Genomic DNA, 21791 nt, shown 5'->3' with positions numbered 1-21791 from the left:
GACATTAAACTTCAATTTCTCTGACATATGTGCATATTGGTCCCTTATGGACAATATCGCGAATCCAAGTCTTACCAGACCGTTGGTGGTGCAGCCGATACCTGCGTGCGCGCCATCGAAATGGCTGTTGATGCGTGAAGCGGCAGTGCTCGCCAATCTGCTGAGCGGGCGGATGTCGAGGCAGCGCATCGCCGCAACACATCAACCGGCCTGTGACGGCCGTCCGGTGATGCTGCTGCCCGGTTTCCTGTCGTCACCCGGTGCGATGGGCGTGCTGCACGACGTGCTGGCACGCACCGGCTACAAGGTGCGCGACTGGGGCATGGGCCGCAATATGGGGGCCCGGCGCGATACGCTGGAGCGTCTGGCGGAGCAGATCGATGCCATGGCGCAACATCATGGCGCACCGGTGACGCTGATCGGCTGGTCGCTGGGCGGGGTCTATGCCCGCGAGGCGGCCAAGAACAGCCCCGATATCATCCGCAGCGTGATGACGCTTGGCGCACCCTTTTCCGGTGATTTGCGCGCTAATAATGCCTGGCGCATCTATGAGCATGTCGCCGGCCATCCGGTCGACGCGCCGCCGGTTGCGGTCAATACCCGGGAAAAACCACCGGTGCCGACCATCGCCTTCTGGTCACGCCGCGACGGCATTGTCAGCCCGGTCAGTGCCCGGGGCGAACATAATGAGCGCGACGCTGCCATCGAGCTCGATTGCGGCCATCTCGGCTTTGCCTCGAAACCGAGCGCGGTTTCGGCGATCCTCAGTGCGCTGTCCGGAGCGGCCTAAAGTCCGAATATTCCGGTAATATCGTCGCGCACACGCAACAGCTTTTGGGTTTGCCTGTCGAGCAGCGCCCAGCTGGTTATGGCTGTGACGATGGTCTTGCCTCCGGCATTGTCGAAGGCGACATTGCGGTTGAACCGCGCCCCGCGCGGCGGATCGGAAATCCAGGTGCGCCCGGTGACGCTTTCGCCGAGCGCGATATTGCCGCGATAATCAATTTCGTGCCGCGTCACCATCCAGATATAGCGCTGCTGCATCTCTTCTGGCGCAATGCTGCCCCAATGGGCGGTGGCGATATCCTGAATCCACTGCACCCATATGGCATTGTTGACATGGCCAAGCTCGTCAATGTGCTGCTCTTGTGCGGTAAAAGTCTGGGTGAAGGGCGTCACTCCTCCACCATTCCCATCTGCCACAGGATGAAGGCAAACTCTTCCGCCGTTTCATAGAGCGAATCGAAACGGCCCGATTTGCCGCCATGGCCAGCGCCCATATTGGTCTTGAGCAGCAGTATATTGTCGTCGGTCCTGGTGTCGCGCAGCCTGGCCACCCATTTGGCCGGTTCCCAATAGGTTACGCGCGGGTCATTGAGGCCCGCGGTGACCAGCATTGGCGGGTAATTCTGCGCCGATACCTGATCATAGGGGCTGTAGGAGCGGATGAATTCGAAATCCTCCTTGCTCTCGATCGGATTGCCCCATTCGGGCCATTCGCCCGGGGTCAGTGGCAGCGACGCGTCCAGCATGGTGTTGAGCACGTCGACAAAGGGCACATGCGCCACCACCGCACCCCAGATGTCCGGGTCGCTGTTGACGATGGCACCCATCAACTCGCCGCCTGCCGAGCCGCCACTGGCGGTAATGCGGCCCAGCGACGTATAGTTTTTCGCCGCCAAGCCGCGCGCGACGTCGACAAAGTCGTTGAAGGTGTTGGTGCGCGCCTTGAGCTTGCCGTCGAGATACCATTGGCGACCGAGATCATCGCCGCCGCGAATATGGGCGATGGCATAGATGAAGCCGCGATCAACCAGGCTGAGCCGCGTGGTCGAGAAATTGGGCGGGATGGCATAGCCATAGGCACCATAGGCATAGAGATGCAGCGGCGCGCTGCCGTCGCGCGGCGTGTCCTTGTGATAGACTAGGCTGACCGGCACCATCGCCCCGTCGCGTGCCTCGATGGTGACACGCTCGGTGCGGTATTCACCGGCATCATAACCGGATGGAATTTCCTGAACCTTCAGCGTTTCGAGCGATTTATCCGCAACATCATAGTCATAAACGGTATCGGGGGTGACCATCGACTCATAAGAGAGCCGCAGCTTGGTGACATCCCATTCAGGGTTATTGCTGGTCCCGGCATTATAGCTGGCCTCGGGGAATTGGATCGGCTCGATCCGGTCCGGATCGTCATAATAGCGGATTTCCACCTGATCGAGGCCGTTGCGGCGTCCTTCAATGACGTAAAAGTCCTTATAAGCCTCCATGCCGGTCATATAGAATGTGTCCGACCCTGCGATCAGCGTCACCCATTCGCCGGGATTGTCGATGCTGGCGGTGGCGAGGCGGAAATTGATATGCTCGTCATTGCTGTGAATATAGAGTGTGCCATCACGTTCCTCGACCGCATATTCGCGGCCCTTTTTGCGCGGTGCAACCAGGATCGGTTCGGCGGTCGGATTATCGGCGGGCACCAGCCGCACCTCGCTGGTCTCATTGTCGCCGGTGGCGATGATGATATATTTCTCGTTTGATGTGGTGCCGATGCCGACGCGGAAGCCTTCATCGGCCTCCCTGTACAGTTCAACATCCTCTTCGACCGGCGTGCCCAGCACATGCAGCCGGGCATTGTCGGTACGCCAGTTTTCATTGGCCAGACCATAAAGCAGAGCGCCCGAGTCGGCGCGCCAGATCAGGCTGGAGAGCGTACCCGGGATGGTGTCGGGGAGCAGTTCGCCGGTGCGCAGATCCTTGATGCGGACATCGAAACGCTCCGAGCCATCATCATCGGCGCCATAGGCCAGCAAATTGCCATCGGGGCTGACGGAAAAACTGCCGAGGCGAAAATAATCGAGCCCCTTGGCCAGTTCGGTCTCGTCGAGGATCAGAACCCTATCGCCGCCGGCAACCGATTTGCGGTACCATTTTTTATACTGTGCGCCTTCCTCATATTCGATCCAGTAGAGCCAGTCGCCATCCTTTTGCGGCACCGAGCTGTCATCTTCCTTGATCCGCCCCTTCATCTCGGTGAACAGCGCTTCGATCAGCGGCTTGTGTGCCGCCATATTCTGCTCGAACCAGGCGTTTTCCGTCTTCAGATAATCGAGCACATCCTCGTCATCGACTGTAGGGTAGCTCTGGTCCTTGAGCCAGAAATACGGGTCTTCCACGGTGATGCCATGGGCTTCGAAACTATAGGGACGCTGTTCGGCCATTGGCGGCTGAGACATACGGGATGCTTTCTCTTCTGTTTCTGGCTCTTCTGTTTCTGGCGGTTCTGTTTGTTGGGCAGGTGCGGGTGCGACACTCAGCGTGAGAGCCGCCGCGACAAGGGCTATGGGGCGTAATTTCAGCGACCATAATTTCACTGACATGGGAAACCTCCATCGGACAATGGGGAAGGGCAACCAGCTGGCCGAAGCACTGGCGCAATGATGGTGTGGCGACTATGTGTAAGACAACAGGCTTTTGCAAGGAGAACGATGATGCTCATGTCCACCCATGAAGCACGGCTGAGCGCACTGCGCGAACAGATGAAACGTCAGGAGCTGACTGGCTTCATCGTGCCGATCTGCGATGAGCACATGTCCGAATATATTGGCGGCTATGCCCAGCGGCTCGAATGGCTGACCGGCTTTGGCGGCTCTGCGGGCAGCGCGGTGGTGATGGCGGAGAAGGCGGCGATCTTCACCGATGGCCGTTACACTATCCAGGTACGCGATCAGGTCGATGGCCGTCATTATGACTATATCGGCACCGCCGATCAGTCGGTGACCGGCTGGCTCGGCGATCATGCCCGCAAGGGCGATGTTATCGGCTATGATGCCTGGCTGCACACCCGCTCCTTCGTCAAGGCGATGGAAAAGGCGTTGGCGAAACAGGGTGCAAAGGCGGTTGCTGTCGACAGCAACCCGATCGATGCGGTCTGGGCCGATCAGCCTCAGCGCTCTGCCGCACCGATGGTGGTGCACGCGCAAGAATTCGCCGGCAAGTCGGCCGAAGAGAAGCGCCAGGATGTCGCCGACTGGCTGGAGAAAGAGGGCCATGACGCGGTGATCGTCTCGGCGCTCGATTCGGTGGCGTGGCTGTTCAATGTGCGCGGTGATGATGTGCTGCACACACCGGTGGCGCTGAGCTATGCGCTGGTGCATCGCGACGGCAGTGCCGATCTCTTTGTCGCACCGGAAAAACTCACCGATGATGTGCGCGCGCATCTGGGCAACAAAGTCGCCGTGCATGATTATGCGGCTTTCCCCTCGGCCTTGGCTAACCTCGCGGACAAATCGGTCGCGGCGGACCCCGAGCGTGCCGTAGCCGCGATTTTCCAGACACTCGATGATGCCGGCGCGAAGATCAGCGAGAAGCGCGACCCTACCGTGCTCGCCAAGGCGATCAAAAACGCTGTCGAGGTCGCCGGGCACCGCGCCGCACAGGCGCGCGATGGCGCCGCACTCAGCCGGTTTCTGCATTGGTTCTCGGTTGAAGCCCCCAGGGGCGGGCAGGATGAACTGTCGGTCGCGGCGAGGCTGCAGCAATTTCGTGAAGAGACCGGTGCGCTCAAGGATTTGAGCTTCGACACCATTTCCGGTGCATCCTCCAATGGCGCCATCTGCCATTATCGGGTGTCGGAAGAAACCAATCTGCCGATCACGATGAACAGCCTCTATCTGGTCGATTCGGGCGGGCAATATCTCGACGGCACCACCGATGTCACCCGCACCATGGCGGTGGGCGAGCCGACAGCCGAAATGCGCAAACGCTTCACCCAGGTGCTGCAGGGGCATATCGCGCTGGCCTCAGCGGTTTTCCCCAGGGGCACGACCGGCGGCCAGCTTGATGCCCTGGCGCGACAATATCTCTGGGCCGATGGCGTCGATTATGCCCATGGCACCGGCCATGGCGTCGGCAGCTATCTCGGTGTGCATGAGGGGCCGCAGCGCATCGCCAGCTTTGGCGGCATGAGCGAGCCGCTCAAGCCCGGCATGATCTGCTCCAATGAGCCCGGCTATTACAAGACGGATGAATATGGCATCCGCATCGAGAATTTGGTGCTGGTCGAAGAACGCATCATCGACGGCGCAGAGCAGGCGATGCTCGGTTTCGACACGCTGACCTTCGCGCCGATTGACCGCAATCTGATCGACCCGGTGATGCTCAGCAATGCCCAGCTTGGCTGGCTCAACCGCTATCATGAAAAGGTTATGGCGATTGTCGGGCCGCAGCTCGAAGGTGATGCGCTGGAGTGGCTCAAGGCGGCCTGTGCGCCACTCGCCAATGATCCTTGATCGCGCTTGACCGAATCATAATGTTCGCATTATGTTCTTGATCGATGATAGCTAAGGGAGGACAACAACATGATCGGCTATGTGACCATCGGTACCAATGACCTGGAACGCGGCGCGAAATTCTATGACGCCATCGCCAGGGAACTGGGTGTGGGGCGGATGATGGATGAAGACACATTCATCGCCTGGGGCGAGATGGATGGCGGTGCTGGCATTGGCCTGACCAAGCCTTTTGACGGCAACCCGGCCAGCGTCGGCAATGGCGTAATGGTGGCATTGCAGGCGAAAGATCCGGATCAGGTCAAGCGCATCTATGATATTGCACTGGCCGAAGGTGGCAGCGATGAGGGTGCGCCGGGGGACCGCGGCGGCGGCTTTTATGCCGGTTATTTTCGCGACCTCGATGGCAACAAGCTCAATGCTTTCTGCATGACCGCCCCGCCCGAAGGCTGACTCATGCCCCGGCTCGACCAACACTTCGTCCATCTCGGCCTTGGCGCCAAGGCGGTGGTCGAGCCGGAATTTACCGGCATGAATTGGTATGCAGGCTATGCCGAGCGACACGACAGCGCGGATGGGAGCGAAGGGCGACTGGTCTCCATGTACCGCTTTGACAGCAACTGGGATGCATGGGAAATGCACCCCAGGGGTGATGAAGTGGTAATTTGTACCGAGGGTGCAATGGTGCTGATCCAGCAACATGCAGATGGCAACGAAGAGCGGATAGAATTGCGCGCTGGCGATTATGCCATTAATCCCGCTGGTGTCTGGCACACAGCCGATGTGACCGACCCGGCGACAGCCATCTTTGTTACTGCCGGCAAGGATACCGAGCACCGACCGCGATGATCCTTATGACCGGAGCCCTTATCGCCAGTTGACAGGCCGGATGCCGCGCGCAAGAAATTACTCCATGATCGACAATCCCGGTAATCCCGATCCCCGCGCCGGTTTCCGGCTGATCCATCCGCTGCGTGTCCGTTATAATGAGGCAGACATGCAGGGCATTGTGTTCAATGCCAATTATCTGGTTTATGCCGATATCGGCATCACCGCCTATTTCCGGGCACTGGCCATGGCGACATTTCCCGATGATACACAGCCGCATGCGGCGGATTTTCTCGGGTGTTTTGGTGGTGATTGCTGGGTGCGCCATGCCGATGTCGATTTTCGTGCTCCGGCGCGCGCTGATGACCTGCTCGACATCTGTGTCCGCATCACCCGTTTCGGCCGCACCAGCTTCTCGACGCTGACCCATATCGTCCGTGACGATAGGCTGCTCAACGCCATTCAGCTGACCCAGGTCTGGTTCGACCGCGCGACGGAAGAGGTCTCGCCGGTGCATCAGGGATTTATCGATGCCGTCCACGCCTATGAGGCGGTTGCCCCGGCGCAGAAGCTTCCGGCTTAATCGGTCGAATCGTCCTTCAGCGCCCGGCTCTGCGCCTTGCGTCGCCGCAGATTCTCGCGCAGCTGCGCCGCCAGCCTTTCCTTGCGGCTCATCGGTTTTGCCGGGGCCTCTGCTTTCTTGCCGGATCGGCTTTTATCGGACATGGGCATTGTCTGCCATGATGCTTTGGCAGGAGCAATACGCTTGACAAATGCCGCGCCGCTTCGCATAGGCGCGCTCTGCCGTTTGCGGCGCGTTTTTACCGACGTGCCGATAGACGCAAAATGCAAAATGGTTGGCTGCTGTAGCTCAGTGGTAGAGCGCATCCTTGGTAAGGCTGAGGTCGAGAGTTCAATTCTCTCCAGCAGCACCATTTTGTTTTTCTGCATGTTTAACCCTCCTAAAGCCTTGAAAGGCATAGAAAAATTAGTGTTTAATACGCCTGTTTTCCGGTCATGGGTGATCGGCCCTGTAAAGGCCAGTTTGAGCACGATTCTGCGCAAGGCATAATGCCCGGAATCCCAGAGTTTTGCGGGGTTTTCGAGGAATTTGAGCGAGAGTTTAATAAGGTCTCTGTAGCCTTGTGCCTTTTCCGGCTTCCGGGCGGCTTTTTCAGCTAATAACAGCTTACTGGTTTCCAGCGCCGAGATACGCTCTTCATAGGCTTTAATGACACTCTGATTGGTCGTCTCGACGATGAGATCAAGCAGGCGCGCAATCTCCTGCTCCAGCTTTGCGATCTGCTGCTTTGCCGATTGCTGCGCTTCCTTGGTCTGGGCCTGCCGTGCCTGCCAGAGATCATCGAAGAGGGCTACAGCGAGCATAAATAGCTCTTTAGTCGGTGTGAGGTCTTTGAGCAGGTTCTTGAACCTTAGCTCAAGCTCGTCGCGCCGGATCGTCTTGGCGTAATCCGCGCAGTCTTTATTCTGGCAGATATAATAGGGGTATTTCTTGTATTTGCCTTTGCACCATGCGGCTGTGAGCATATTGCCGCAGCTCGAACAAGCCACCGCCCCGCGCAAGGGGAAGTCGTGACTAATGTCTTGGCGCATCGGCGCATAAATACGCTGATTGCGCTTGGCCTGTATCTTCTGGAAGGTCGCAAAGCTGATCAAAGGCTCATGCTGCGCCTTACGCAAGGACACACCCCAACTCGGCGCTTCTAAATACCCTGCATAGAGTTTCTGGCGTAACAGGCGTGGCACGGTTTGCTTGTGGAAGGTGCCATTGGGCTTGTCCTTGGGATAGTCCGGCTGGCGCTGCAAAAAGCGCTCAATTTCCGTTACTGCGGCAAAGCGCCCATTCGCATAGCCTTCAAGCGCTTCCTGCACGATGGAGGCAATCGGCTCATCGCGCACAAGGATTTTCCCGCCGCCTTTAGCCTTGATGTATTTATAGCCCCTCGGTGCGCGGCGCGTCCAAAACCCTTTTTCGAGCCTTGCCTTGGTTTTCTGATAGGATTGGCGGCTATTTTGCTCACGCTCAAGCTGCGCCTGGGCGGCAAACATGGTTTCGGTAAAGCGGCCTTCGGGTGTGTCCTCGGTCTTGAAGTTGAGGAAGTGAACCAGCGCGCCGCGTGAGGCAAATTCCCGGCGCAAGCGCAAGTGCATCTCGGTCAGCCGGGCAAAGCGCTTATGATCGTCAAAAATAACGATATACTGCTTATTGGTCTGCTGGCGCTCATCGAGATAGCGCAGGATTTGGAACATGGCCGGGCGCTCAAACAGATCGGCCTTTCCGCCTGTGACGGTATCAAGAAAAACCTCTTCCACCGGATAGCCGTTATCCTCGGCATATTTGCGGCACAGATGTTCCTGTGATTGCAAACCGCTGCCCTGTAGCTGGCTGCGGTCTGAGATACGCGCATAAATGAGCGCGGTAACCGGGCTTGTCGCCGTTGCTGGTTTTGTACGTATGTTTGTCATCCTTTCCTCTTATCTATGGGGTTGTGCCTTTGCTCTGCGTATCAAAGGCGGTGGTTAAACTGGTCTCGCTTGCAACAAGTGAGCGTATCACCTCTTGCAGCGATTGCGCGGCGTCCTGATTATCTTCCTCAAAGGATTCACAGGAATGTTGAGTGACGTCGACATGCTGCACCGGGCAAAGATCAAAGCCCATATCGACAAAGGTGAGCATGATCTTATGCAGCGTAGCGATTAACTCGCGCTGCTCTTCCTCGGTCGCATCAAAGTCCTTGGTGAATTCGAGATATTTGGCAAAGTCGATTTCAACGATAGGCCGCTTAGGACTGGCGGCCGCCTCTGTGTTGCTGTTGTCCTGTTCTTCCGTGCTGCGCGCCATGGGCGGGGTCTCCTCTGCGGTTGGTTTGTAATTGTCCCCTTCATCCTCCTTTCTCAAAGAAAAGAACAAATATAGAACAATCTTCCCAACATTGCACTTACCCATTTGGCAAGTGGCTGATGATTCGGGAGCATAAACCACGCCGAACGCCGATCCGGGGGATTTGGCGAAAAAACCGCAAGAAAGATCAAAAATAAAATATGGGTTGCGCATGCAACCCTGCCTCGTGGCGAACAGTGGGGGTAGCAAGGGCAAGGAGGCTCCGCACGAGGGTCCGCGCCATTCATGGCGTGGAGACGTGGGGATGCCTTGCCCGCGCGAGGGGCAACGCCCCTTAGCAATAGAAAAGGAAGTGTTTCGCCAGAAACACTATATCTGCATCAGGGATCGAAGCCGGATGGCCGAGACACCTATGTGGCTCGGTTTACGAGAGCCCGCCCGGATGCCGCAGTTTCAAAGTGATTTGCCAGATCGACAGAATTGCTGTAAATTATACGTGTTCTTGGCATGAACCAGCCACCCGTCGTTGCGAAGCTGTTGACAGCACTGCTTAAAATCTAATCTTTTCCCTTTCAGCATTTTTTTCGGGCTTGAAAGGCGGTCGACGGGTGACGCTTATTTTTCGAGCCAGGAGAAAAATAATGCTAAACGATAACATACGTCCGTCCTCGATTGACGGCATCAAGCGTCTTGCTACGCAAATCAAAAAAGCAAATGGCACCAAGCATTCAACCGCATTGGATCTCGCAGCAAAGTCCGGTGGGTTTGAAAACTTTACACATGCAAGGCGGTCGATAGCTAAATGCACCGAGCTGCTCTCTGGTGAACATCCCCTGTTTTTGACGCGCTACTGGTATGAAAGCGATCCATATCGCCATGGCCGCGAAACGTTAGAAATAAGATTAAGTAAGCCGCTATTGGAGATTTGTAGCAAATCAGAATTGAAAATGGTTAGAGGTTTAGGTGGTAGACTCGTGGCACCTGACCATATTGTGAGTGATGTTGTTGCCCACTCGCAAGAATTTGCCAGAGGCGAGATTTGTAAAGCGGTTAGAGCGCTTCTTTTCATGGAAGCTACAGGTTTGAAGCCATCGGACGATTTTACAGGAGCATATCCAGAAAATGATCGTAGCAACAAAGTGCCGGGTAGCGATCATGTCACTGAATGGTATGACAATAGAACAGGCCAACAGTTTCATATTGATGAGCCATATTTTTCAGCAGTGGATGTTGAGAAACGCGCAGCTTGGGCGGAACAGCATTGCTGGCATCTGCAAGCGTCGAAATGGCCGGGAATCTACTACCCTTACTCATGTGGCTTCTTCGTAGCGACCGATGCATCAACAGGTTATGATTTTGAAGCTTTGATGGCAAAAATTGACACGATGCCAGCACCTCTGACTTCAAAAGATTGGTCGGGCGCATCCGCGCCCAATCATGACGTGTTTGTCAGCCCGATGGCTAAAACACCGCAAGATATTAGGCGTGCGAAATGCAAGGGAACTATCATAGCTGAACCAAGCCGGACAACTATACCCTATGGCGCTTTCTTTGGGCCACAGAGAAGAAGGCCGCGCGGCAAAATGCCGCTGACAGAGCATGTTGAAGCTGGAAAAATAATTAAAGCAGTCCTCCATTCAGATGCAAAGCCGTATAGCGTGAACCGAAGGATGGATAGCGTTCGTTGCGAGCTGGAAAATTGGATGGAGATTGAAATCAGGCACAACGAACCTGATGATTTTGATTTCTTCGATGTTTATTATCACGATCCAGATGAAGATGGACCATTTGCGAAGGCGGCCGAAAGTTCCGCTGGTCTCATTGAAATCTTGGAAGAGCTTAAATCAAAACTGCACGGCTTTTATCCGGACTGCGCGCCACTGAGGACGCAAACCAGTAAGATTGATACTGCGATAAAGCTTACCCGAAAATATATTGAACGCCATAAGCTGGCAGCATGATATCGGAATCAACGCCCCTCCTTTGATGGCGGGGCGTTGATTTGCCGAAGGCTCAATCAATCAGGATAATTTCAACTTCTTTGCCGGCAACTCCAACCCTAAAGGTCTTGTTGTCAGCCTCGATCTCGAAAACATGCTGAACAAATCCAATAAACAATGTGTCGGGCGCTTCGGCAATATGGTCGTCGCGCTCCATAACTCCCAATGAATCTGCATCAGGCATTGATTCTGGCCTGTAGCTCACCAGACGAATTGATCGGGGTGTTTGACCCAAATATTCAAACACCGCTTCAACGGCAATGATAGCAGCGCCATTTCGACTTAGAACCACAGGCTTAGAAAAGAATGAGTGTATCTTTTTTCCGATAGCCTTCCATGCATCTAGGTTCTCATTAATCGGCTTTCCAAGGAAAAACGTCCCAGCAAGTAATGACCAAAGCGGTATCTGGGTTGATAAAATCTCCGTCAAAAACGCGGGGATACTTGCGCTTGGCCCTATATCGCCTTCTTGGAAGGGCGCACCAAACTGACGTTCAAGCTCAAGGCGATACTCTTCGCTACGATCCTCGATGTCGTCAGAAGTCTCATCCTCCTGATAAGTCTCATCAATGATCGCGATTAGAATGGTATCATCACTTTCCTGAAGTTGCTTCATGGTTGATGCTTTCTGTTTCAAGGTTCCGAAGGCATCACAAATGCCGTCCATGGTCCATGCTCTCATGCAGGATACGCATGATGTAGATCGTCTGACCTTCGCAGCGATAGAAGATCACATGCGAGCCTGATTTTCGGCCTCTAATCACTTTGGGAACACCGTAGCGCTCCCGTCCGCTGTTCGGCTTGGCTTGGATGGCTTGCAAGGCCGCCCAAATCTGGCGTGTGTATTTTACGCTCTGCTCTTCGCCCCATTGCCGCACAGTATAGATCGCTATGGACTCAAGATCGTCCATAGCGCGGCTGGTAATTTCCAATGTGAACTTACTGCGGGAGGACATCCGTATTGACGATCACTTCATCTTTTTGCGCCTTGGCCATGCCGCTCTCGACAATCTTATCAAAAAGGGCTTCGGTTAGCGCGGTTGTGCGGCCTTGCCGAATATCGCGCTCGCCTGCCTCTAACGCGGCTATAAGCGAGTTTTGCTCACGCTCACGCTGCTTGCGCACCATGTCGCGAATGGCTTCGGACATGCTGCTATAATAACCGTTGCTGACCTTATTGCGCAAAAAGCTCTCATCAATATCGGGGAAAGATACTTTCATCATACATCATACCTCTTTCCCCAATTATACCCCATATACGGCCATAGCGCAAATGAACATCTGCGTATGCTGAAAGTCGATGCAAACAGGCTTTATGTTTGCGCGTGATTGATCGGCAAGACGATCTTGGTGCGATAGCGCCATTAGGCCGAAGGGATGCAACGGGAACGCTTAGGGTTCCCTTGCCGAACAAGCGAAGCGCCGTGAGCCAAGATGCGCTGCATTGCAGCGCACATCTTGCGTAGCTCCAAAATGCCAATTCTGCTTCTTCTATGCGCCAAGGTGTGAACCGATGACGCCCCCGGTCTTAAGCGCAACGCACTGTCTCTAAGACATCACTTATCAAGCCGGTTAAGAATGACCCTAATGCGATCCCGCATATCCTGAGCTGTCGTCTCTAGTATAGGCAGATCGTGTGATTTGATCCGATGTATTCGCAATTCCATTACGGCAAGCTCGGCTGATAGATCACGCAATAGGCCGAGCCATTCCTGCTTGCTGGGTGTCTCGGCAAAACCAAGCCTATCTTCTGTGTCTTGATCTTCTGTCATGCGGCTAGCTTCATCTGGTTTTTTTCCGGTTCCCACATGCGTTTAGCAAAGAGCCGTTCTTCATTCCCGACGGCGTTTAGGTAGATTGCGGTGGTTGTAGCTGAGGAATGGCCCATCCAGCGTTGGATAAGATTGGGTGGTACAGAGCGCGTTGCGGCCCAGATACCAAAGCCATGTCGCAAGCCTTTGCAGGTCGCCATCGGGCCTCCGATCTCTGCTGCTTGCATCACGCGCTTGATCCAACGCCATGCTGTGCTGCGATGGATAGCCCAAAGGACACTTTCGCCTACTGATTTGATGGATAGGAGCATCTGAGCCAGTGCCTTTGGCACCGGGACAGTGCGAAACACCAGCTTGCGCCGCTTCAACGTCTGAAAGGTGATAACGCAGCGCTCAGGGTCGATATGAAAACGTTTGAGATTTAGAGCTTCGCTGGTCCGGCACCCGGTGTAGGCGAGCAGATAGCAAAGTGCTCTGATCTTTGGCGGCTCATGATCTGCCGCCGTCAGAAAGCGCACTCTCTCACTTTCCGAGACATATTTGCGCTGTCCCGTTTCGTCAAAAATCTGCCAGTCGATTGTTTCCTGATACGCCATGTCCTTGTTTGCCTCTTGCTTGCAACACTGTTCACAAGAGCGTTGCGACGAGTTGAGTCACTTTTCCTGTAATTCCGCCATTCATGGCGATTGCTTCCATCATAGGAAATCAGGCGCGAACCAGTTAAGTCAATGAAATCTATAGAAAGCTCTGCGACATTTTTGTGAATAACGTTGCATTCGGCCATTCGTGATGAATGCTAATTATATCAAAATCACGTCTCAAAAGCGCTCTGGTGCTAGGCTTTGCAGTCAGCCTGATGGCTCCGGGAAAAGCGCAGGAGATTAGGTTTGTTGAAGATGGATTGGGAGCTGCTAATCGCTGGGTAGAAGACAATCCTAAAGACGTTGCTATCATCGTTCGGTTTGGAGCCAAGACGGCCGTTGATCCCAAAGTTATAGTCTACTGGTTGCAGAAGGATTTCGCCGATAATGGGTGTAGCGCAACGCATTTTCTTTTTGAGCGCGGTGCTGGTGGGTCAGCGGTTGGATTTGTCACACGCAATCACGCATGGGGTCCATTCTCGCTTGCTGATTCACGCAAGAGCGTTGCAGAGACTTGCAAGCAGCATCTCTTTGAAGTGGAGCGCGGCTTGAATTAGCCTGTCGGGATTGGAAAAGCTGAACTATCGGTGCTTGTATCGGCGACCCTATCAAATTGATCTTGTGACCGTTGTATGATTGCAGAAGTGTCATTGCCGCTGCTGCTAACCCTGTGTTCCGCATATTTGGCATCTGCTAAATCGTTACTCTGCGATAGAATTCTCTCCAACTCGCTATCTGACGCATTTTCAATCTGGCGTTTGCGATATTCGGCCTGCGCCCACTGAGCGTAACGCGCCGTGTCAGGATTATCGGCGTATTCAGGCCTGATCTTGCCAGTCGCTGGATCAATCATTGTCGCTACAAGGACAGTCTCCAAGCGCTGGCGATACTCTGCCATGCTTTCACCGTCGCGGCGCTGCGGAATATCATCGGGCTCCATAACCTTGTTGGCGATCTGCTCGCGCCAGGCATCACCCATTTCTGCCTCGAAAGATTTTTCCATCTGTGCAATCTGACCTGCCAGTTGTTCTGATATGCGGCGCGCTTGTTCTGCGATACTAAGCTGGGTTTGTTGCTGCTGCTCTTGCTTGCGTTTGTCTGCGTTGCCGATGCCAAGCGCATTCGCAATTTGCTGTGCCCCCGGCATGATAAAGCTGGCGCTGTCGCCATTTTGCACTATGGCCGCGGCATGCAGCATATGCCGATCAGAATTGCTCAGCGTGAAGTCGATATTTTCTGTAAAACTGGTTCCATCACTAGTGATGGAAGGCGCACGTAGTGCGCCTTCGGCGCTGAGATTTTTCTGGTCGCTCGCGCCCAAAAAATCACGTCTTAAACTGATTGTTGTCTCTGCTTCTCTGCCGTCACCGCTCGGCATCACTCCCTCACATGGCCGCGCCTTATGGACGTCTGACCATCGTAATTATCTCATATTTATGGTAAAAATAGGGTTAATAAAGCGTTACTGTTCACCAAAATCATACTCAAATCCGAGAGAAGCGAACCCATTCGAAGGGCGACTTTCAACGACAAGCTGAAACAACGACTCGTTTTTTCCTTGTGCTGTCACCCAAATTGGGTGCAGAGACGCGCACCATGTTTGAAGGACATGGAAAATGAGTGCTAATGTACGGATTTCGAAAAACCCGCTCACAAAGCATTTTTTGACGCTGATGCGTGATCGAGGATGCCCTGGCGGGCAATTTCGATTCTATCTAAATCGCATTGCTTACAATCTAACCTACGAAATGTTTTCCGACCCAGTAGTCGGTTTCCCCCACGTCATAGATGTCGAAGGGCAAACCCCGCTAAACAACCGCAAGCAAGGCAGATTCCAAGGCAAATTTATTGAAAGTGAAAAGATTGCCCTCTTTTCCGTGATGCGAAGCGGAATGAGTATGGGGTCAACTATGCATGAATTTTTACCGAGTGCAGTAATTGGTCACGCCGGTTTTGATCGTGATAAGGGCTACAAGAAAATCTACGATGCTCTGCCTAAAGAGCTCGATGATCATTTCGTTATTCTGTACGATTCTGACATAGTCACCGGGCGGAGTGTTCTCGCGTTTCTTGATCTTATCGCCAAAAAATATCGGTCTTTTGACTTCTCGCGCTTGGTTTTGGTGACTGTGGTTGTTTCGAAACCTGCTTCGGAAAAGTTGGGTTCTCGTTACCCCGGCCTCCAAATCTATTGCGCCGCGCAAGATGAAAAGATTACACCCGATGAGCAGCACTGCATCCCAGGTTTAGGCAACATTAAGCAGCGCATTTTTGGCCCTTATTCTATTGATTTCGAGGACTAATCGGACATGGCCCACACACAAAAAATAGAAGAAGCGCATGCGTTAGCCGGAAGATCGCGAAAGATTAATGTTCGTCGTTCAGATACGTGCGCAGGAGATTATAGCCTTAGGCGGCCGACCAGAAGGCGATCCACAGGAAGGAGAGACAGTTCTAGGCTTGGAGTTGCCTCACATCGATCAAGCATAAAGCCAGTGAATCGATCGCAGGGATCTGAAAATATTGACAATTTTACAGAAAGTGATGTAAAAAATGCGTCTCTACCCGGAGAACAAAATATAGCTGACGGGATTGAGTGTGAAAATTTGGAAGTCAATTTTGAGTTGTTACAAAAAGTATTTGCCGAAGCGGGCAAATATGAAGGCGTAAAAGGCGAAAAGAGGCGTGGATCACTAAACGTCGCTAGCACGGATAATGAAATTCTTGAGCTGATTGCAGCCGAGTGTGACGAGAGTGTCTCGCGTCTCGCCACTATTGGGATTGAGCACGAGCTGCGCCGCGGTGTTGAGCACGTGCGTCAAGGTGAGACTGTAAAGCTTACCCTCTCATTTACTGAGGAGGCAAAAGCTCTAATTGCTGAAGAAGCGAATAGGCTGGGTATAACCGAGGCGAGACTTAAACGCTTTCTCCTGCATCGGTTCACTCAACGAGCGGTTTTGACGCGGACCGATGGTATCGTGCTGCCTACACCGCCCCCCGAACTCAGTATTGAGCAGGCGAAAGATATTCTAGCTGACAACTGGAAGCAATATCGTCCTCGCGAGGGCATCATCAACTATTTGAAGGCTGAAGATGGGATGGGCCCGCTCGTGAAGCGGGGGTTATTAACTCGAAAACTACTAAGGAGGCTATCCCCTAAAGCAGAGGCCGTTCTCGCAGCATATCTGTCTCGTGGTGGCTCTCTCAAAGAGCATGGATTGGATGTTCCTACGCAATCAGACCTGCGCCGTCGTGGATTGACGCCGGAAGTCGTAAAGCTCGCCCAGAGTATTGTTAATGCTGTCAACTATGACAAGCAATCAAGCCAAAAGGCGCATCTTGAAGTGTCTTGATGTCATAAAGTCAGAATTAACAATTGACATATTTATACATATCACGCACACTGCGTGTACAAGGATGATGCTTCCTTCTAGTCGATGCGGAACTCATTCCGACTGGGTAGTCGTTCCAAACAGCAACTAGAGATACCGGCATTGAAGCGCGCTCAAACGATGTGTGGGATCGTTATGCCGGTCGTGGGTGCGAGTGATATTATTGCCGGGACTGGCCTACTGCCTGCCTGCAATATGCTCACCCAAAATAGGTGCGGCCTAATGGTGTCAATTGGAGAAAACAGATGAGGCCTTTCAGTTTCTTTTGGATTATATTGTCTGCTTTGTTGCTTTCGGCTTGTGGCGGCAGCAATGAAACAAACCTGCGCCACCAAGCAAAAATTTCTGCAAATAATGCTCGGCAGTCCGAAGCTGAGCGTGACAAGGCTGAAATTGAACGTGACAAAGCTGAAATTGAGTCACGGACAGCCATTACCACTGAGCGTGAAAAAACAAAGCAAACAGGAATGTGGACCAATGCGATACCAATGGTAGCTGCTTTTTTGCTCTCTGTGATTGCATTAGTGGGTTGGTTTTTGATGCGAATGTACAAGCATAAAGTCGATGCAGAGTCAGAAAATGAGCAAATGGCTCACATAACTGAACTGATAAGGCTAGAACATGTGCCTGCTGAGGCTGGCGAGCTAATGATACACAATCTTCGCATTGCGAAAAACGGTGGCGACGTACGATCAATGCTCTTACCGCGAAAATCTCATGTGAAGAAAGGCGTCACGATTGACCAAGTGGCAGCTTGATACTTAGCGTTCCAAATTAAAGTTGCGTATCATTTGCTGCTTCTGAATTGATTGCTGCCTACGCATAGCGATGAAGCGTTCGCGGTCGGTTTGTAGCTCCTCCGTTTGCTGTCCGATTTCCTGCTGGCGGGATTGTGCTTGTTGCTGAATAGCGCGCCGTTGCTCAAGCTGCTGCTCTATCAGGCGGTCGCGTTCGCCTTGGTCGCGTTTTCGTGCTGCTTCGGTCTCAATGCGGTTTTGCTCTGTGAGTTGCTTGTGCTTACCTGATAGTCGATCCCAGAGGCCTAACAGACCGCGTCTGAACCGCTCCTGCCGTTCTGCCTGTTCGCGTAATTGTCGCTCCTGCTGGCGCTGATCAAAAACCGCACGTTCGCGCCGCTGGCGTTCGATCTCTGCGGCCTTGGCCTTTTCGTATCGCTCCTTACTAAGCCGGGTCTGATCGGCTTGTTCATTATAGAGCCGCCCCAGCATTTGGCTCATATCCTGCGCCATTTGATCTTTGGCCTGCTCAACACTTTGCAGGTCTTGGGGATCGCCAAGTCTTTGCTCGGCTTCTTTCCTTTTGATCCCGGCCTTGCGGGTGATGGAGTGGATTTCACCGTCCGTATCAACCGCGACAAAGGGGCGTTTGTCTCCTCTGGCGAGATAAAGCCCGCGCTCTTTCAACGCATGATCAAAGGCTGTCCTACTGTCCGATATGCTCCATGAGTCCGATATAGCATCAATGACCTGTTGTGGGTCGCGCTCATGGCGCTTGGCCTGCTGCCAGTCGGCAAGGGTGTAATTGCGGGGATCGCTTTTTGTCCTGTCGGCTAATCCTTCGGGCATTCTCCACCCGTGTTCACGGTAAAGCTCCCGGCTGACCTCCTGCATCTTCATTCGGTCATAGGACATTTGTTTGGCCGTCATGGTGTCGGTATCGATCCGTGACCACACAGCATGAGCGTGACGCCTGCCATCTTTCTCATGAAAGACAATGGCGCGGGGCTGGCCTGATAATCCTAAGCGCTCCTCTGCCCGGTCAATAGCCGATTCAAAGTCCGGCGTGCTGACCTGTTCCTGCGGCGGGGGATTGAGCGAGAGTGAATAGAGAAACTGTTTGCACTTGGTGCCGCGAGAGACCGCATAGGCTTCGTTGAGACAGCCATGTAGATTATCCGAGGCAAAGCCGCGCAGCTCATGCACCGTTACATGATCATTCTCTTTCTTCATAAGATGATCGGCCAGATTGCGCGCACCGCCCCGGCTATTGCCGACAAGGATCATCGCTTAATCTTCCGGCTTCACGCCGAGCGCTTTAATCAGATCAGCGCGCATTTTCTGGATGGTCAGACAAGCGGCCTGAATTTGCAGTAAAGTATCGGACGATTCAGGCAACGCCCCGTTCTTGGCCGCTGCCGCAATCTGGCGCATGGATGCGGCCATGTCGGATGACCCCAGCGCGGCCAATATCCGCGCGAGCATCACGCTATCAGCTTTGGGGTTGCGCGAAGGGCGTGGCCTGTCGCTATGCTCTACCCCCAGCTTGTGTCGGATATAGACCGCTAGCGGTTTTTCACCCGCCTTGCGCTCAAGCCGCTCCCGTTCTTCTTCGCCCAGCCGTATCGTGAGGTTGCGTGTTTTCATGACGCCCTCCCTCACGGCTCAATGCTGTCGGAAGGATCGAGCGAATCCCAGTCGATATGCTCGGCCTCCAAGACCGCATTCCAGTCTGCTAACTCATCGAAAAGAGTGTTCAATGTAGATGCCTCTAAGGGCACCATTTTGTAAATCGGGCAAAAATGAGCCTGAATTTCCGCCTAAAGCACTGAAAGCAATGGCAGTTTTGGGAGTTCTATACCCGCTCTCACGAGCGTATTGCAGCGGCTCGGAAAACACCAGTTTGATCACCAGTCGTTTGAGTTCAAACACCCCGGAAAGCCATATATTATAAGGGTTTGCGAGGAATCGCAGCGGGAGTTCTAGACTTTCATTGAAGTCCGGCTGTGGAGCGTCCGTCTTTGCCGCTTGCTCGGCCAAGACGAGCTTGCGTTGCTCCAGCTCACCGATTTTGTTTTCAAGCGCGCCGATAGCGCGATCATTGGTAGCCTCAACAATCCGGTTCACCAGCTTGTCGATCTGCGCATCCGCGCGCGCAATCTCGGTCTTGATTGCGGCGGCGTTCTCTTTGTCCTGAGAGACCCTTGTGCTCCAATAGATACGAAAGGCGGCAACGGTAGCCTTGATAAAGCCCTTGCTCGGCTGGAGGCTCTTGAGAACCGTCTCAAACTCTCCTTCGATCTTGGCGCGCGGGATTGACTTGCCGTATTGTGAGCAGCCCTTTTTCTGACAGAGATAATAGGCATAGCTTTTGTATTTGCCACGGGGCCAACTCGCGGTCAGATGATTGCCGCACTCAGAGCAGCGGACTGCACCCCGTAAGGGAAAGTCCCGGTTCAGGTCCTTACGGGCAGGCGCATTGGCACGGCCTGCAATTCGGTCCTGTATCTTTTGGAAGGTTGCCTTGCTGATGAGCCCTTCATGCTGCGCATCGCGGATCGAGACGCCATAGGCTTCCGAGCTTATATAAGCGGCATAGAGCGGTTGTGTGAGCAGTCTTGTGACCTTTTGGACCGGGACCTTGCCGTTGTGTTTTGGAAAACGCGGATGGGCTTCTAAATGCCGCGCGACTTCCGCTTGGCTGGCATAGCGCCCGGAGGCAAAGCCTTCGAGCACATCGGCAATGATCGAGGCATAAGGCTCATCACGCACCAGCACCTTGCTATTGCTGCCTCGGGCTTTGGTGTATCTGTAGCCAATCGGCGGACGAGAAAAGGCAAAGTAGCCCGCCTCCATCCGAGCAATTTTCTTCTGTCGATTTTGCCGTGCAATGACCTTGCGCTCCAACTGCCCCGCTGCAGCATGGATCGTTTCGCTGAACTCTCCCTCAATGGAGTCATCAAATGTGTAGTTGAGGCACTCGCGGATTGCGCCGCGTTTTTTCATCTCATCGCGTAAGATGAGATGGAACACCGTGTCTCTGGCAAAGCGCCGCAAATCATCGAAGATCACGACGAAGTTGGTCTGCGGGTTGTCATCAAGGAAGTTCAGCAACTCGACCATGGCTTGGCGCTTCATAAAGTCACCTTCGCCTGTGACCTTGTCGTGAAAGACTGCGGCGACCTCATATTCCTTGGCCTCAGCATATTGGCGGCAGCGATGTTCTTGAGAGCCTAACCCTGTCTGGCCTTTGTCTGAAATGCGGCAGTAAATCACCGCCTGTTGTTTGTTGTTTTGTGTCATGGCGATCCTTTCCGGGCCGTCCCATCGGACGCGGCCTCATTATAGCTTTGCGTGCATTTTCTATGCTCTAATTTTACCACATCGGACGCCTCAAATGGGCGCTGACCGGGGCCTTCGAGATTTGATCCACAGGCTTTTTTGCCCGGCGCAAAGCGTGCGACATCCCATTGGTAATCAATGAAACACGCGACGGTATTCCAAATGAGCGCAGCCAGTTCCTTGCGCTCAGCCGAGTCGACTGCAGGATCATCAATGAGCGACTCAAAGACCGCGAGGTCTTTGGCGCTCATGGTGTACTTCTTGTCGAGGATCGCAGCGACCAGCGTTTCAATGGGCGGACCGTCGCTTGCCGTGTCGCTGCCATGATTGGCGTGCATATTGGTCAAGTGGTTCATGGGTTCACCACTCCTTTCTGCCGCCTATCTGCGCGGCTAGTTATTGACTGGATTGCGGCTGCGCACTGCGCGCCAGCAAAACAAAAAGTGTCCCGCAAAATTCCAAAACTGTGAAGGAATATATTCCTAAGCGCACACGTCCGTGTGGATCAGGACGCCGCTAACGCGACGGCTCCCTTCGTTGCTGCGGCGCAGCCTTTGCCTGCCGTTTTTCAACAAAGGCTTTGCGATCCGCGTTATCCGGCGCGTGGTCATGCGGCCGCAGCGTTTCCTGCTTTTGCCCGGTATGACGCTCGCGTTCTTGATCGCGAATGGCTTGGCGTTCCTGGCGCAAGTCCATCTCGATCTCACGGCCCCGGCCATAGGCATTACGCGCCACTTCCGCGACCTTGAGCAGATCGGCAATGCCGAAACTGCGGCTGTCTTTGAGATTGCCTTCCGCGTCCTGATAGGTCCGTGCCAGATCAGCCGACAGATAAGGGCCGTTCTCACCCTCATTGCGCCAGATGGTCGCCTTGATCGCACCATCGCGGATCGTGTCTTCAGGTTGCTTTGTCATCTTCTGCGTCCTT

At 53.9% G+C, this 21791-nt stretch carries 26 protein-coding genes and 1 tRNA gene; 13 read left to right on the top strand and 14 right to left on the bottom strand.

What is annotated here, in order from left to right:
- Nucleotides 1–130 precede the first annotated feature (130 nt).
- Nucleotides 131–790: an alpha/beta hydrolase gene (locus AAFX04_13320; GenBank protein ID MEO1046416.1), complete on the top strand. Its 660-nt coding sequence runs from the start codon at nucleotides 131–133 to the stop codon at nucleotides 788–790.
- On the opposite strand, the gene AAFX04_13315 is transcribed toward AAFX04_13320, so the two are convergent.
- Both AAFX04_13315 and AAFX04_13310 read right to left on the bottom strand, forming a co-directional pair.
- Nucleotides 787–1179 (bottom strand): acyl-CoA thioesterase, encoded by a 393-nt coding sequence (locus tag AAFX04_13315; GenBank protein ID MEO1046415.1) that lies wholly within the window; start codon nucleotides 1177–1179, stop codon nucleotides 787–789. The genes AAFX04_13320 and AAFX04_13315 overlap by 4 nt on opposite strands.
- Nucleotides 1176–3218 carry a S9 family peptidase gene (locus AAFX04_13310; protein MEO1046414.1) on the bottom strand — a complete coding sequence of 681 codons (2043 nt, stop codon included), beginning with the start codon at nucleotides 3216–3218 and terminating at the stop codon, nucleotides 1176–1178. The genes AAFX04_13315 and AAFX04_13310 overlap by 4 nt, the downstream gene beginning before the upstream one ends.
- A 276-nt stretch (nucleotides 3219–3494) precedes the next feature.
- Between AAFX04_13310 and AAFX04_13305 the strand changes: the two genes are divergently transcribed.
- From AAFX04_13305 to AAFX04_13290, 4 genes are all read left to right on the top strand, one after another.
- Nucleotides 3495–5288 (top strand): aminopeptidase P family protein, encoded by a 1794-nt coding sequence (locus tag AAFX04_13305; GenBank protein ID MEO1046413.1) that lies wholly within the window; start codon nucleotides 3495–3497, stop codon nucleotides 5286–5288.
- 69 nt (nucleotides 5289–5357) lie between these two features.
- Nucleotides 5358–5741 carry a VOC family protein gene (locus tag AAFX04_13300; GenBank protein ID MEO1046412.1) on the top strand — a complete coding sequence of 128 codons (384 nt, stop codon included), beginning with the start codon at nucleotides 5358–5360 and terminating at the stop codon, nucleotides 5739–5741.
- Between the two features lie 3 nt (nucleotides 5742–5744).
- Nucleotides 5745–6137 carry a cupin domain-containing protein gene (locus AAFX04_13295; GenBank protein MEO1046411.1) on the top strand — a complete coding sequence of 131 codons (393 nt, stop codon included), beginning with the start codon at nucleotides 5745–5747 and terminating at the stop codon, nucleotides 6135–6137.
- Nucleotides 6138–6201: 64 nt separating this feature from the next.
- Nucleotides 6202–6699, top strand: a complete 498-nt coding sequence (locus AAFX04_13290; GenBank protein MEO1046410.1) for a thioesterase family protein — start codon at nucleotides 6202–6204, stop codon at nucleotides 6697–6699.
- On the opposite strand, the gene AAFX04_13285 is transcribed toward AAFX04_13290, so the two are convergent.
- The gene (locus tag AAFX04_13285) at nucleotides 6696–6842 is read right to left on the bottom strand and encodes a hypothetical protein (protein MEO1046409.1); all 147 of its coding nucleotides are present in this window, start codon (nucleotides 6840–6842) and stop codon (nucleotides 6696–6698) included. The two genes, AAFX04_13290 and AAFX04_13285, sit on opposite strands and share 4 nt — an antisense overlap.
- Nucleotides 6843–6976: 134 nt before the next feature.
- On the opposite strand from AAFX04_13285, the gene AAFX04_13280 reads away from it, so the two are divergent.
- The 3 genes from AAFX04_13280 (at nucleotide 6977) to AAFX04_13270 (ending at nucleotide 8498) form a co-directional block, all read left to right on the top strand.
- Nucleotides 6977–7051: transfer RNA gene (locus AAFX04_13280), tRNA-Thr, on the top strand.
- An 841-nt stretch (nucleotides 7052–7892) separates the two neighbouring features.
- Complete coding sequence (locus tag AAFX04_13275) at nucleotides 7893–8258, top strand: hypothetical protein (GenBank protein ID MEO1046408.1); 366 nt, start codon at nucleotides 7893–7895, stop codon at nucleotides 8256–8258.
- 54 nt (nucleotides 8259–8312) lie between these two features.
- Nucleotides 8313–8498 (top strand): hypothetical protein, encoded by a 186-nt coding sequence (locus AAFX04_13270; protein ID MEO1046407.1) that lies wholly within the window; start codon nucleotides 8313–8315, stop codon nucleotides 8496–8498.
- A gap of 118 nt (nucleotides 8499–8616) precedes the next feature.
- Here the strand turns inward: AAFX04_13270 and AAFX04_13265 are convergent, their stop codons facing one another.
- Nucleotides 8617–9192 (bottom strand): hypothetical protein, encoded by a 576-nt coding sequence (locus tag AAFX04_13265; protein MEO1046406.1) that lies wholly within the window; start codon nucleotides 9190–9192, stop codon nucleotides 8617–8619.
- 428 nt (nucleotides 9193–9620) lie between these two features.
- Between AAFX04_13265 and AAFX04_13260 the strand changes: the two genes are divergently transcribed.
- On the top strand, nucleotides 9621–10940 hold the full coding sequence (locus AAFX04_13260) for a DUF5623 domain-containing protein (protein ID MEO1046405.1): 1320 nt from the start codon (nucleotides 9621–9623) through the stop codon (nucleotides 10938–10940).
- Nucleotides 10941–10992: 52 nt separating this feature from the next.
- Here AAFX04_13260 and AAFX04_13255 read toward each other — a convergent pair whose 3' ends face one another.
- The 4 genes from AAFX04_13255 to AAFX04_13240 all read right to left on the bottom strand — a co-directional run bounded on the left by AAFX04_13255 (nucleotide 10993) and on the right by AAFX04_13240 (nucleotide 13347).
- The gene (locus AAFX04_13255) at nucleotides 10993–11646 is read right to left on the bottom strand and encodes a hypothetical protein (protein ID MEO1046404.1); all 654 of its coding nucleotides are present in this window, start codon (nucleotides 11644–11646) and stop codon (nucleotides 10993–10995) included.
- The gene (locus tag AAFX04_13250) at nucleotides 11630–11935 is read right to left on the bottom strand and encodes a type II toxin-antitoxin system RelE/ParE family toxin (protein MEO1046403.1); all 306 of its coding nucleotides are present in this window, start codon (nucleotides 11933–11935) and stop codon (nucleotides 11630–11632) included. Before AAFX04_13250 ends, AAFX04_13255 begins: the two co-directional genes overlap by 17 nt.
- Nucleotides 11919–12203, bottom strand: a complete 285-nt coding sequence (locus AAFX04_13245) for a hypothetical protein (GenBank protein MEO1046402.1) — start codon at nucleotides 12201–12203, stop codon at nucleotides 11919–11921. Before AAFX04_13245 ends, AAFX04_13250 begins: the two co-directional genes overlap by 17 nt.
- Nucleotides 12204–12747: 544 nt before the next feature.
- The gene (locus tag AAFX04_13240) at nucleotides 12748–13347 is read right to left on the bottom strand and encodes a site-specific integrase (protein MEO1046401.1); all 600 of its coding nucleotides are present in this window, start codon (nucleotides 13345–13347) and stop codon (nucleotides 12748–12750) included.
- Between the two features lie 260 nt (nucleotides 13348–13607).
- Here AAFX04_13240 and AAFX04_13235 point away from each other — a divergent pair, with 260 nt between their 5' ends.
- Entirely contained in the window at nucleotides 13608–13949 is a 342-nt protein-coding gene (locus AAFX04_13235) for a hypothetical protein (GenBank protein MEO1046400.1), read from the top strand.
- Here the strand turns inward: AAFX04_13235 and AAFX04_13230 are convergent.
- The gene (locus tag AAFX04_13230; GenBank protein ID MEO1046399.1) at nucleotides 13946–14770 is read right to left on the bottom strand and encodes a hypothetical protein; all 825 of its coding nucleotides are present in this window, start codon (nucleotides 14768–14770) and stop codon (nucleotides 13946–13948) included. The genes AAFX04_13235 and AAFX04_13230 overlap by 4 nt on opposite strands.
- Nucleotides 14771–15008: 238 nt before the next feature.
- Between AAFX04_13230 and AAFX04_13225 the strand changes: the two genes are divergently transcribed.
- The 3 genes from AAFX04_13225 to AAFX04_13215 all read left to right on the top strand — a co-directional run bounded on the left by AAFX04_13225 (nucleotide 15009) and on the right by AAFX04_13215 (nucleotide 17542).
- Nucleotides 15009–15695: a uracil phosphoribosyltransferase gene (locus AAFX04_13225; GenBank protein MEO1046398.1), complete on the top strand. Its 687-nt coding sequence runs from the start codon at nucleotides 15009–15011 to the stop codon at nucleotides 15693–15695.
- A 192-nt stretch (nucleotides 15696–15887) separates the two neighbouring features.
- Entirely contained in the window at nucleotides 15888–16745 is an 858-nt protein-coding gene (locus tag AAFX04_13220; GenBank protein ID MEO1046397.1) for a hypothetical protein, read from the top strand.
- Nucleotides 16746–17029: 284 nt separating this feature from the next.
- Nucleotides 17030–17542, top strand: a complete 513-nt coding sequence (locus tag AAFX04_13215) for a hypothetical protein (protein MEO1046396.1) — start codon at nucleotides 17030–17032, stop codon at nucleotides 17540–17542.
- Between the two features lie 3 nt (nucleotides 17543–17545).
- Here AAFX04_13215 and AAFX04_13210 read toward each other — a convergent pair whose 3' ends face one another.
- The 5 genes from AAFX04_13210 to AAFX04_13190 form a co-directional block, all read right to left on the bottom strand.
- Nucleotides 17546–18808 (bottom strand): relaxase, encoded by a 1263-nt coding sequence (locus AAFX04_13210; protein MEO1046395.1) that lies wholly within the window; start codon nucleotides 18806–18808, stop codon nucleotides 17546–17548.
- A gap of 3 nt (nucleotides 18809–18811) precedes the next feature.
- Complete coding sequence (locus tag AAFX04_13205; GenBank protein MEO1046394.1) at nucleotides 18812–19168, bottom strand: hypothetical protein; 357 nt, start codon at nucleotides 19166–19168, stop codon at nucleotides 18812–18814.
- A gap of 93 nt (nucleotides 19169–19261) precedes the next feature.
- On the bottom strand, nucleotides 19262–20824 hold the full coding sequence (locus tag AAFX04_13200) for a recombinase family protein (GenBank protein ID MEO1046393.1): 1563 nt from the start codon (nucleotides 20822–20824) through the stop codon (nucleotides 19262–19264).
- The gene (locus AAFX04_13195) at nucleotides 20821–21219 is read right to left on the bottom strand and encodes a hypothetical protein (GenBank protein MEO1046392.1); all 399 of its coding nucleotides are present in this window, start codon (nucleotides 21217–21219) and stop codon (nucleotides 20821–20823) included. Before AAFX04_13195 ends, AAFX04_13200 begins: the two co-directional genes overlap by 4 nt.
- A gap of 160 nt (nucleotides 21220–21379) precedes the next feature.
- A complete protein-coding gene (locus AAFX04_13190; protein ID MEO1046391.1) occupies nucleotides 21380–21778 on the bottom strand; it encodes a hypothetical protein in 399 nt (132 codons plus the stop codon).
- Between the last annotated feature and the right edge of the window lie 13 nt (nucleotides 21779–21791).

It is taken from the genome of Pseudomonadota bacterium (genome assembly GCA_039818985.1).
GTDB lineage: Bacteria > Pseudomonadota > Alphaproteobacteria > Sphingomonadales > Sphingomonadaceae > Alterisphingorhabdus.
Note: the sequence above shows the minus strand (reverse complement) of the source record. Positions and strands in the feature narration are given on the sequence as shown.

Excerpts from the sequence above, each read along its gene's own strand:
- AAFX04_13230 (MEO1046399.1), bottom strand. The coding sequence starts at position 14,770 with ATGCCGAGCGGTGACGGCAGAGAAGCAGAGACAACAATCAGTTTAAGA.
- AAFX04_13260 (MEO1046405.1), top strand. The coding sequence starts at position 9,621 with ATGCTAAACGATAACATACGTCCGTCCTCGATTGACGGCATCAAGCGT.
- AAFX04_13245 (MEO1046402.1), bottom strand. The coding sequence starts at position 12,203 with ATGATGAAAGTATCTTTCCCCGATATTGATGAGAGCTTTTTGCGCAAT.
- AAFX04_13285 (MEO1046409.1), bottom strand. The coding sequence starts at position 6,842 with ATGTCCGATAAAAGCCGATCCGGCAAGAAAGCAGAGGCCCCGGCAAAA.
- AAFX04_13320 (MEO1046416.1), top strand. The coding sequence starts at position 131 with ATGCGTGAAGCGGCAGTGCTCGCCAATCTGCTGAGCGGGCGGATGTCG.
- AAFX04_13225 (MEO1046398.1), top strand. The coding sequence starts at position 15,009 with ATGAGTGCTAATGTACGGATTTCGAAAAACCCGCTCACAAAGCATTTT.
- AAFX04_13190 (MEO1046391.1), bottom strand. The coding sequence starts at position 21,778 with ATGACAAAGCAACCTGAAGACACGATCCGCGATGGTGCGATCAAGGCG.
- AAFX04_13215 (MEO1046396.1), top strand. The coding sequence starts at position 17,030 with ATGAGGCCTTTCAGTTTCTTTTGGATTATATTGTCTGCTTTGTTGCTT.
- AAFX04_13295 (MEO1046411.1), top strand. The coding sequence starts at position 5,745 with ATGCCCCGGCTCGACCAACACTTCGTCCATCTCGGCCTTGGCGCCAAG.
- AAFX04_13200 (MEO1046393.1), bottom strand. The coding sequence starts at position 20,824 with ATGACACAAAACAACAAACAACAGGCGGTGATTTACTGCCGCATTTCA.
- AAFX04_13195 (MEO1046392.1), bottom strand. The coding sequence starts at position 21,219 with ATGAACCACTTGACCAATATGCACGCCAATCATGGCAGCGACACGGCA.
- AAFX04_13235 (MEO1046400.1), top strand. The coding sequence starts at position 13,608 with ATGGCTCCGGGAAAAGCGCAGGAGATTAGGTTTGTTGAAGATGGATTG.
- AAFX04_13290 (MEO1046410.1), top strand. The coding sequence starts at position 6,202 with ATGATCGACAATCCCGGTAATCCCGATCCCCGCGCCGGTTTCCGGCTG.
- AAFX04_13270 (MEO1046407.1), top strand. The coding sequence starts at position 8,313 with ATGATCGTCAAAAATAACGATATACTGCTTATTGGTCTGCTGGCGCTC.
- AAFX04_13305 (MEO1046413.1), top strand. The coding sequence starts at position 3,495 with ATGTCCACCCATGAAGCACGGCTGAGCGCACTGCGCGAACAGATGAAA.
- AAFX04_13210 (MEO1046395.1), bottom strand. The coding sequence starts at position 18,808 with ATGATCCTTGTCGGCAATAGCCGGGGCGGTGCGCGCAATCTGGCCGAT.
- AAFX04_13240 (MEO1046401.1), bottom strand. The coding sequence starts at position 13,347 with ATGGCGTATCAGGAAACAATCGACTGGCAGATTTTTGACGAAACGGGA.
- AAFX04_13310 (MEO1046414.1), bottom strand. The coding sequence starts at position 3,218 with ATGGCCGAACAGCGTCCCTATAGTTTCGAAGCCCATGGCATCACCGTG.
- AAFX04_13255 (MEO1046404.1), bottom strand. The coding sequence starts at position 11,646 with ATGGACGGCATTTGTGATGCCTTCGGAACCTTGAAACAGAAAGCATCA.
- AAFX04_13205 (MEO1046394.1), bottom strand. The coding sequence starts at position 19,168 with ATGAAAACACGCAACCTCACGATACGGCTGGGCGAAGAAGAACGGGAG.
- AAFX04_13265 (MEO1046406.1), bottom strand. The coding sequence starts at position 9,192 with ATGCGCAACCCATATTTTATTTTTGATCTTTCTTGCGGTTTTTTCGCC.
- AAFX04_13250 (MEO1046403.1), bottom strand. The coding sequence starts at position 11,935 with ATGTCCTCCCGCAGTAAGTTCACATTGGAAATTACCAGCCGCGCTATG.
- AAFX04_13300 (MEO1046412.1), top strand. The coding sequence starts at position 5,358 with ATGATCGGCTATGTGACCATCGGTACCAATGACCTGGAACGCGGCGCG.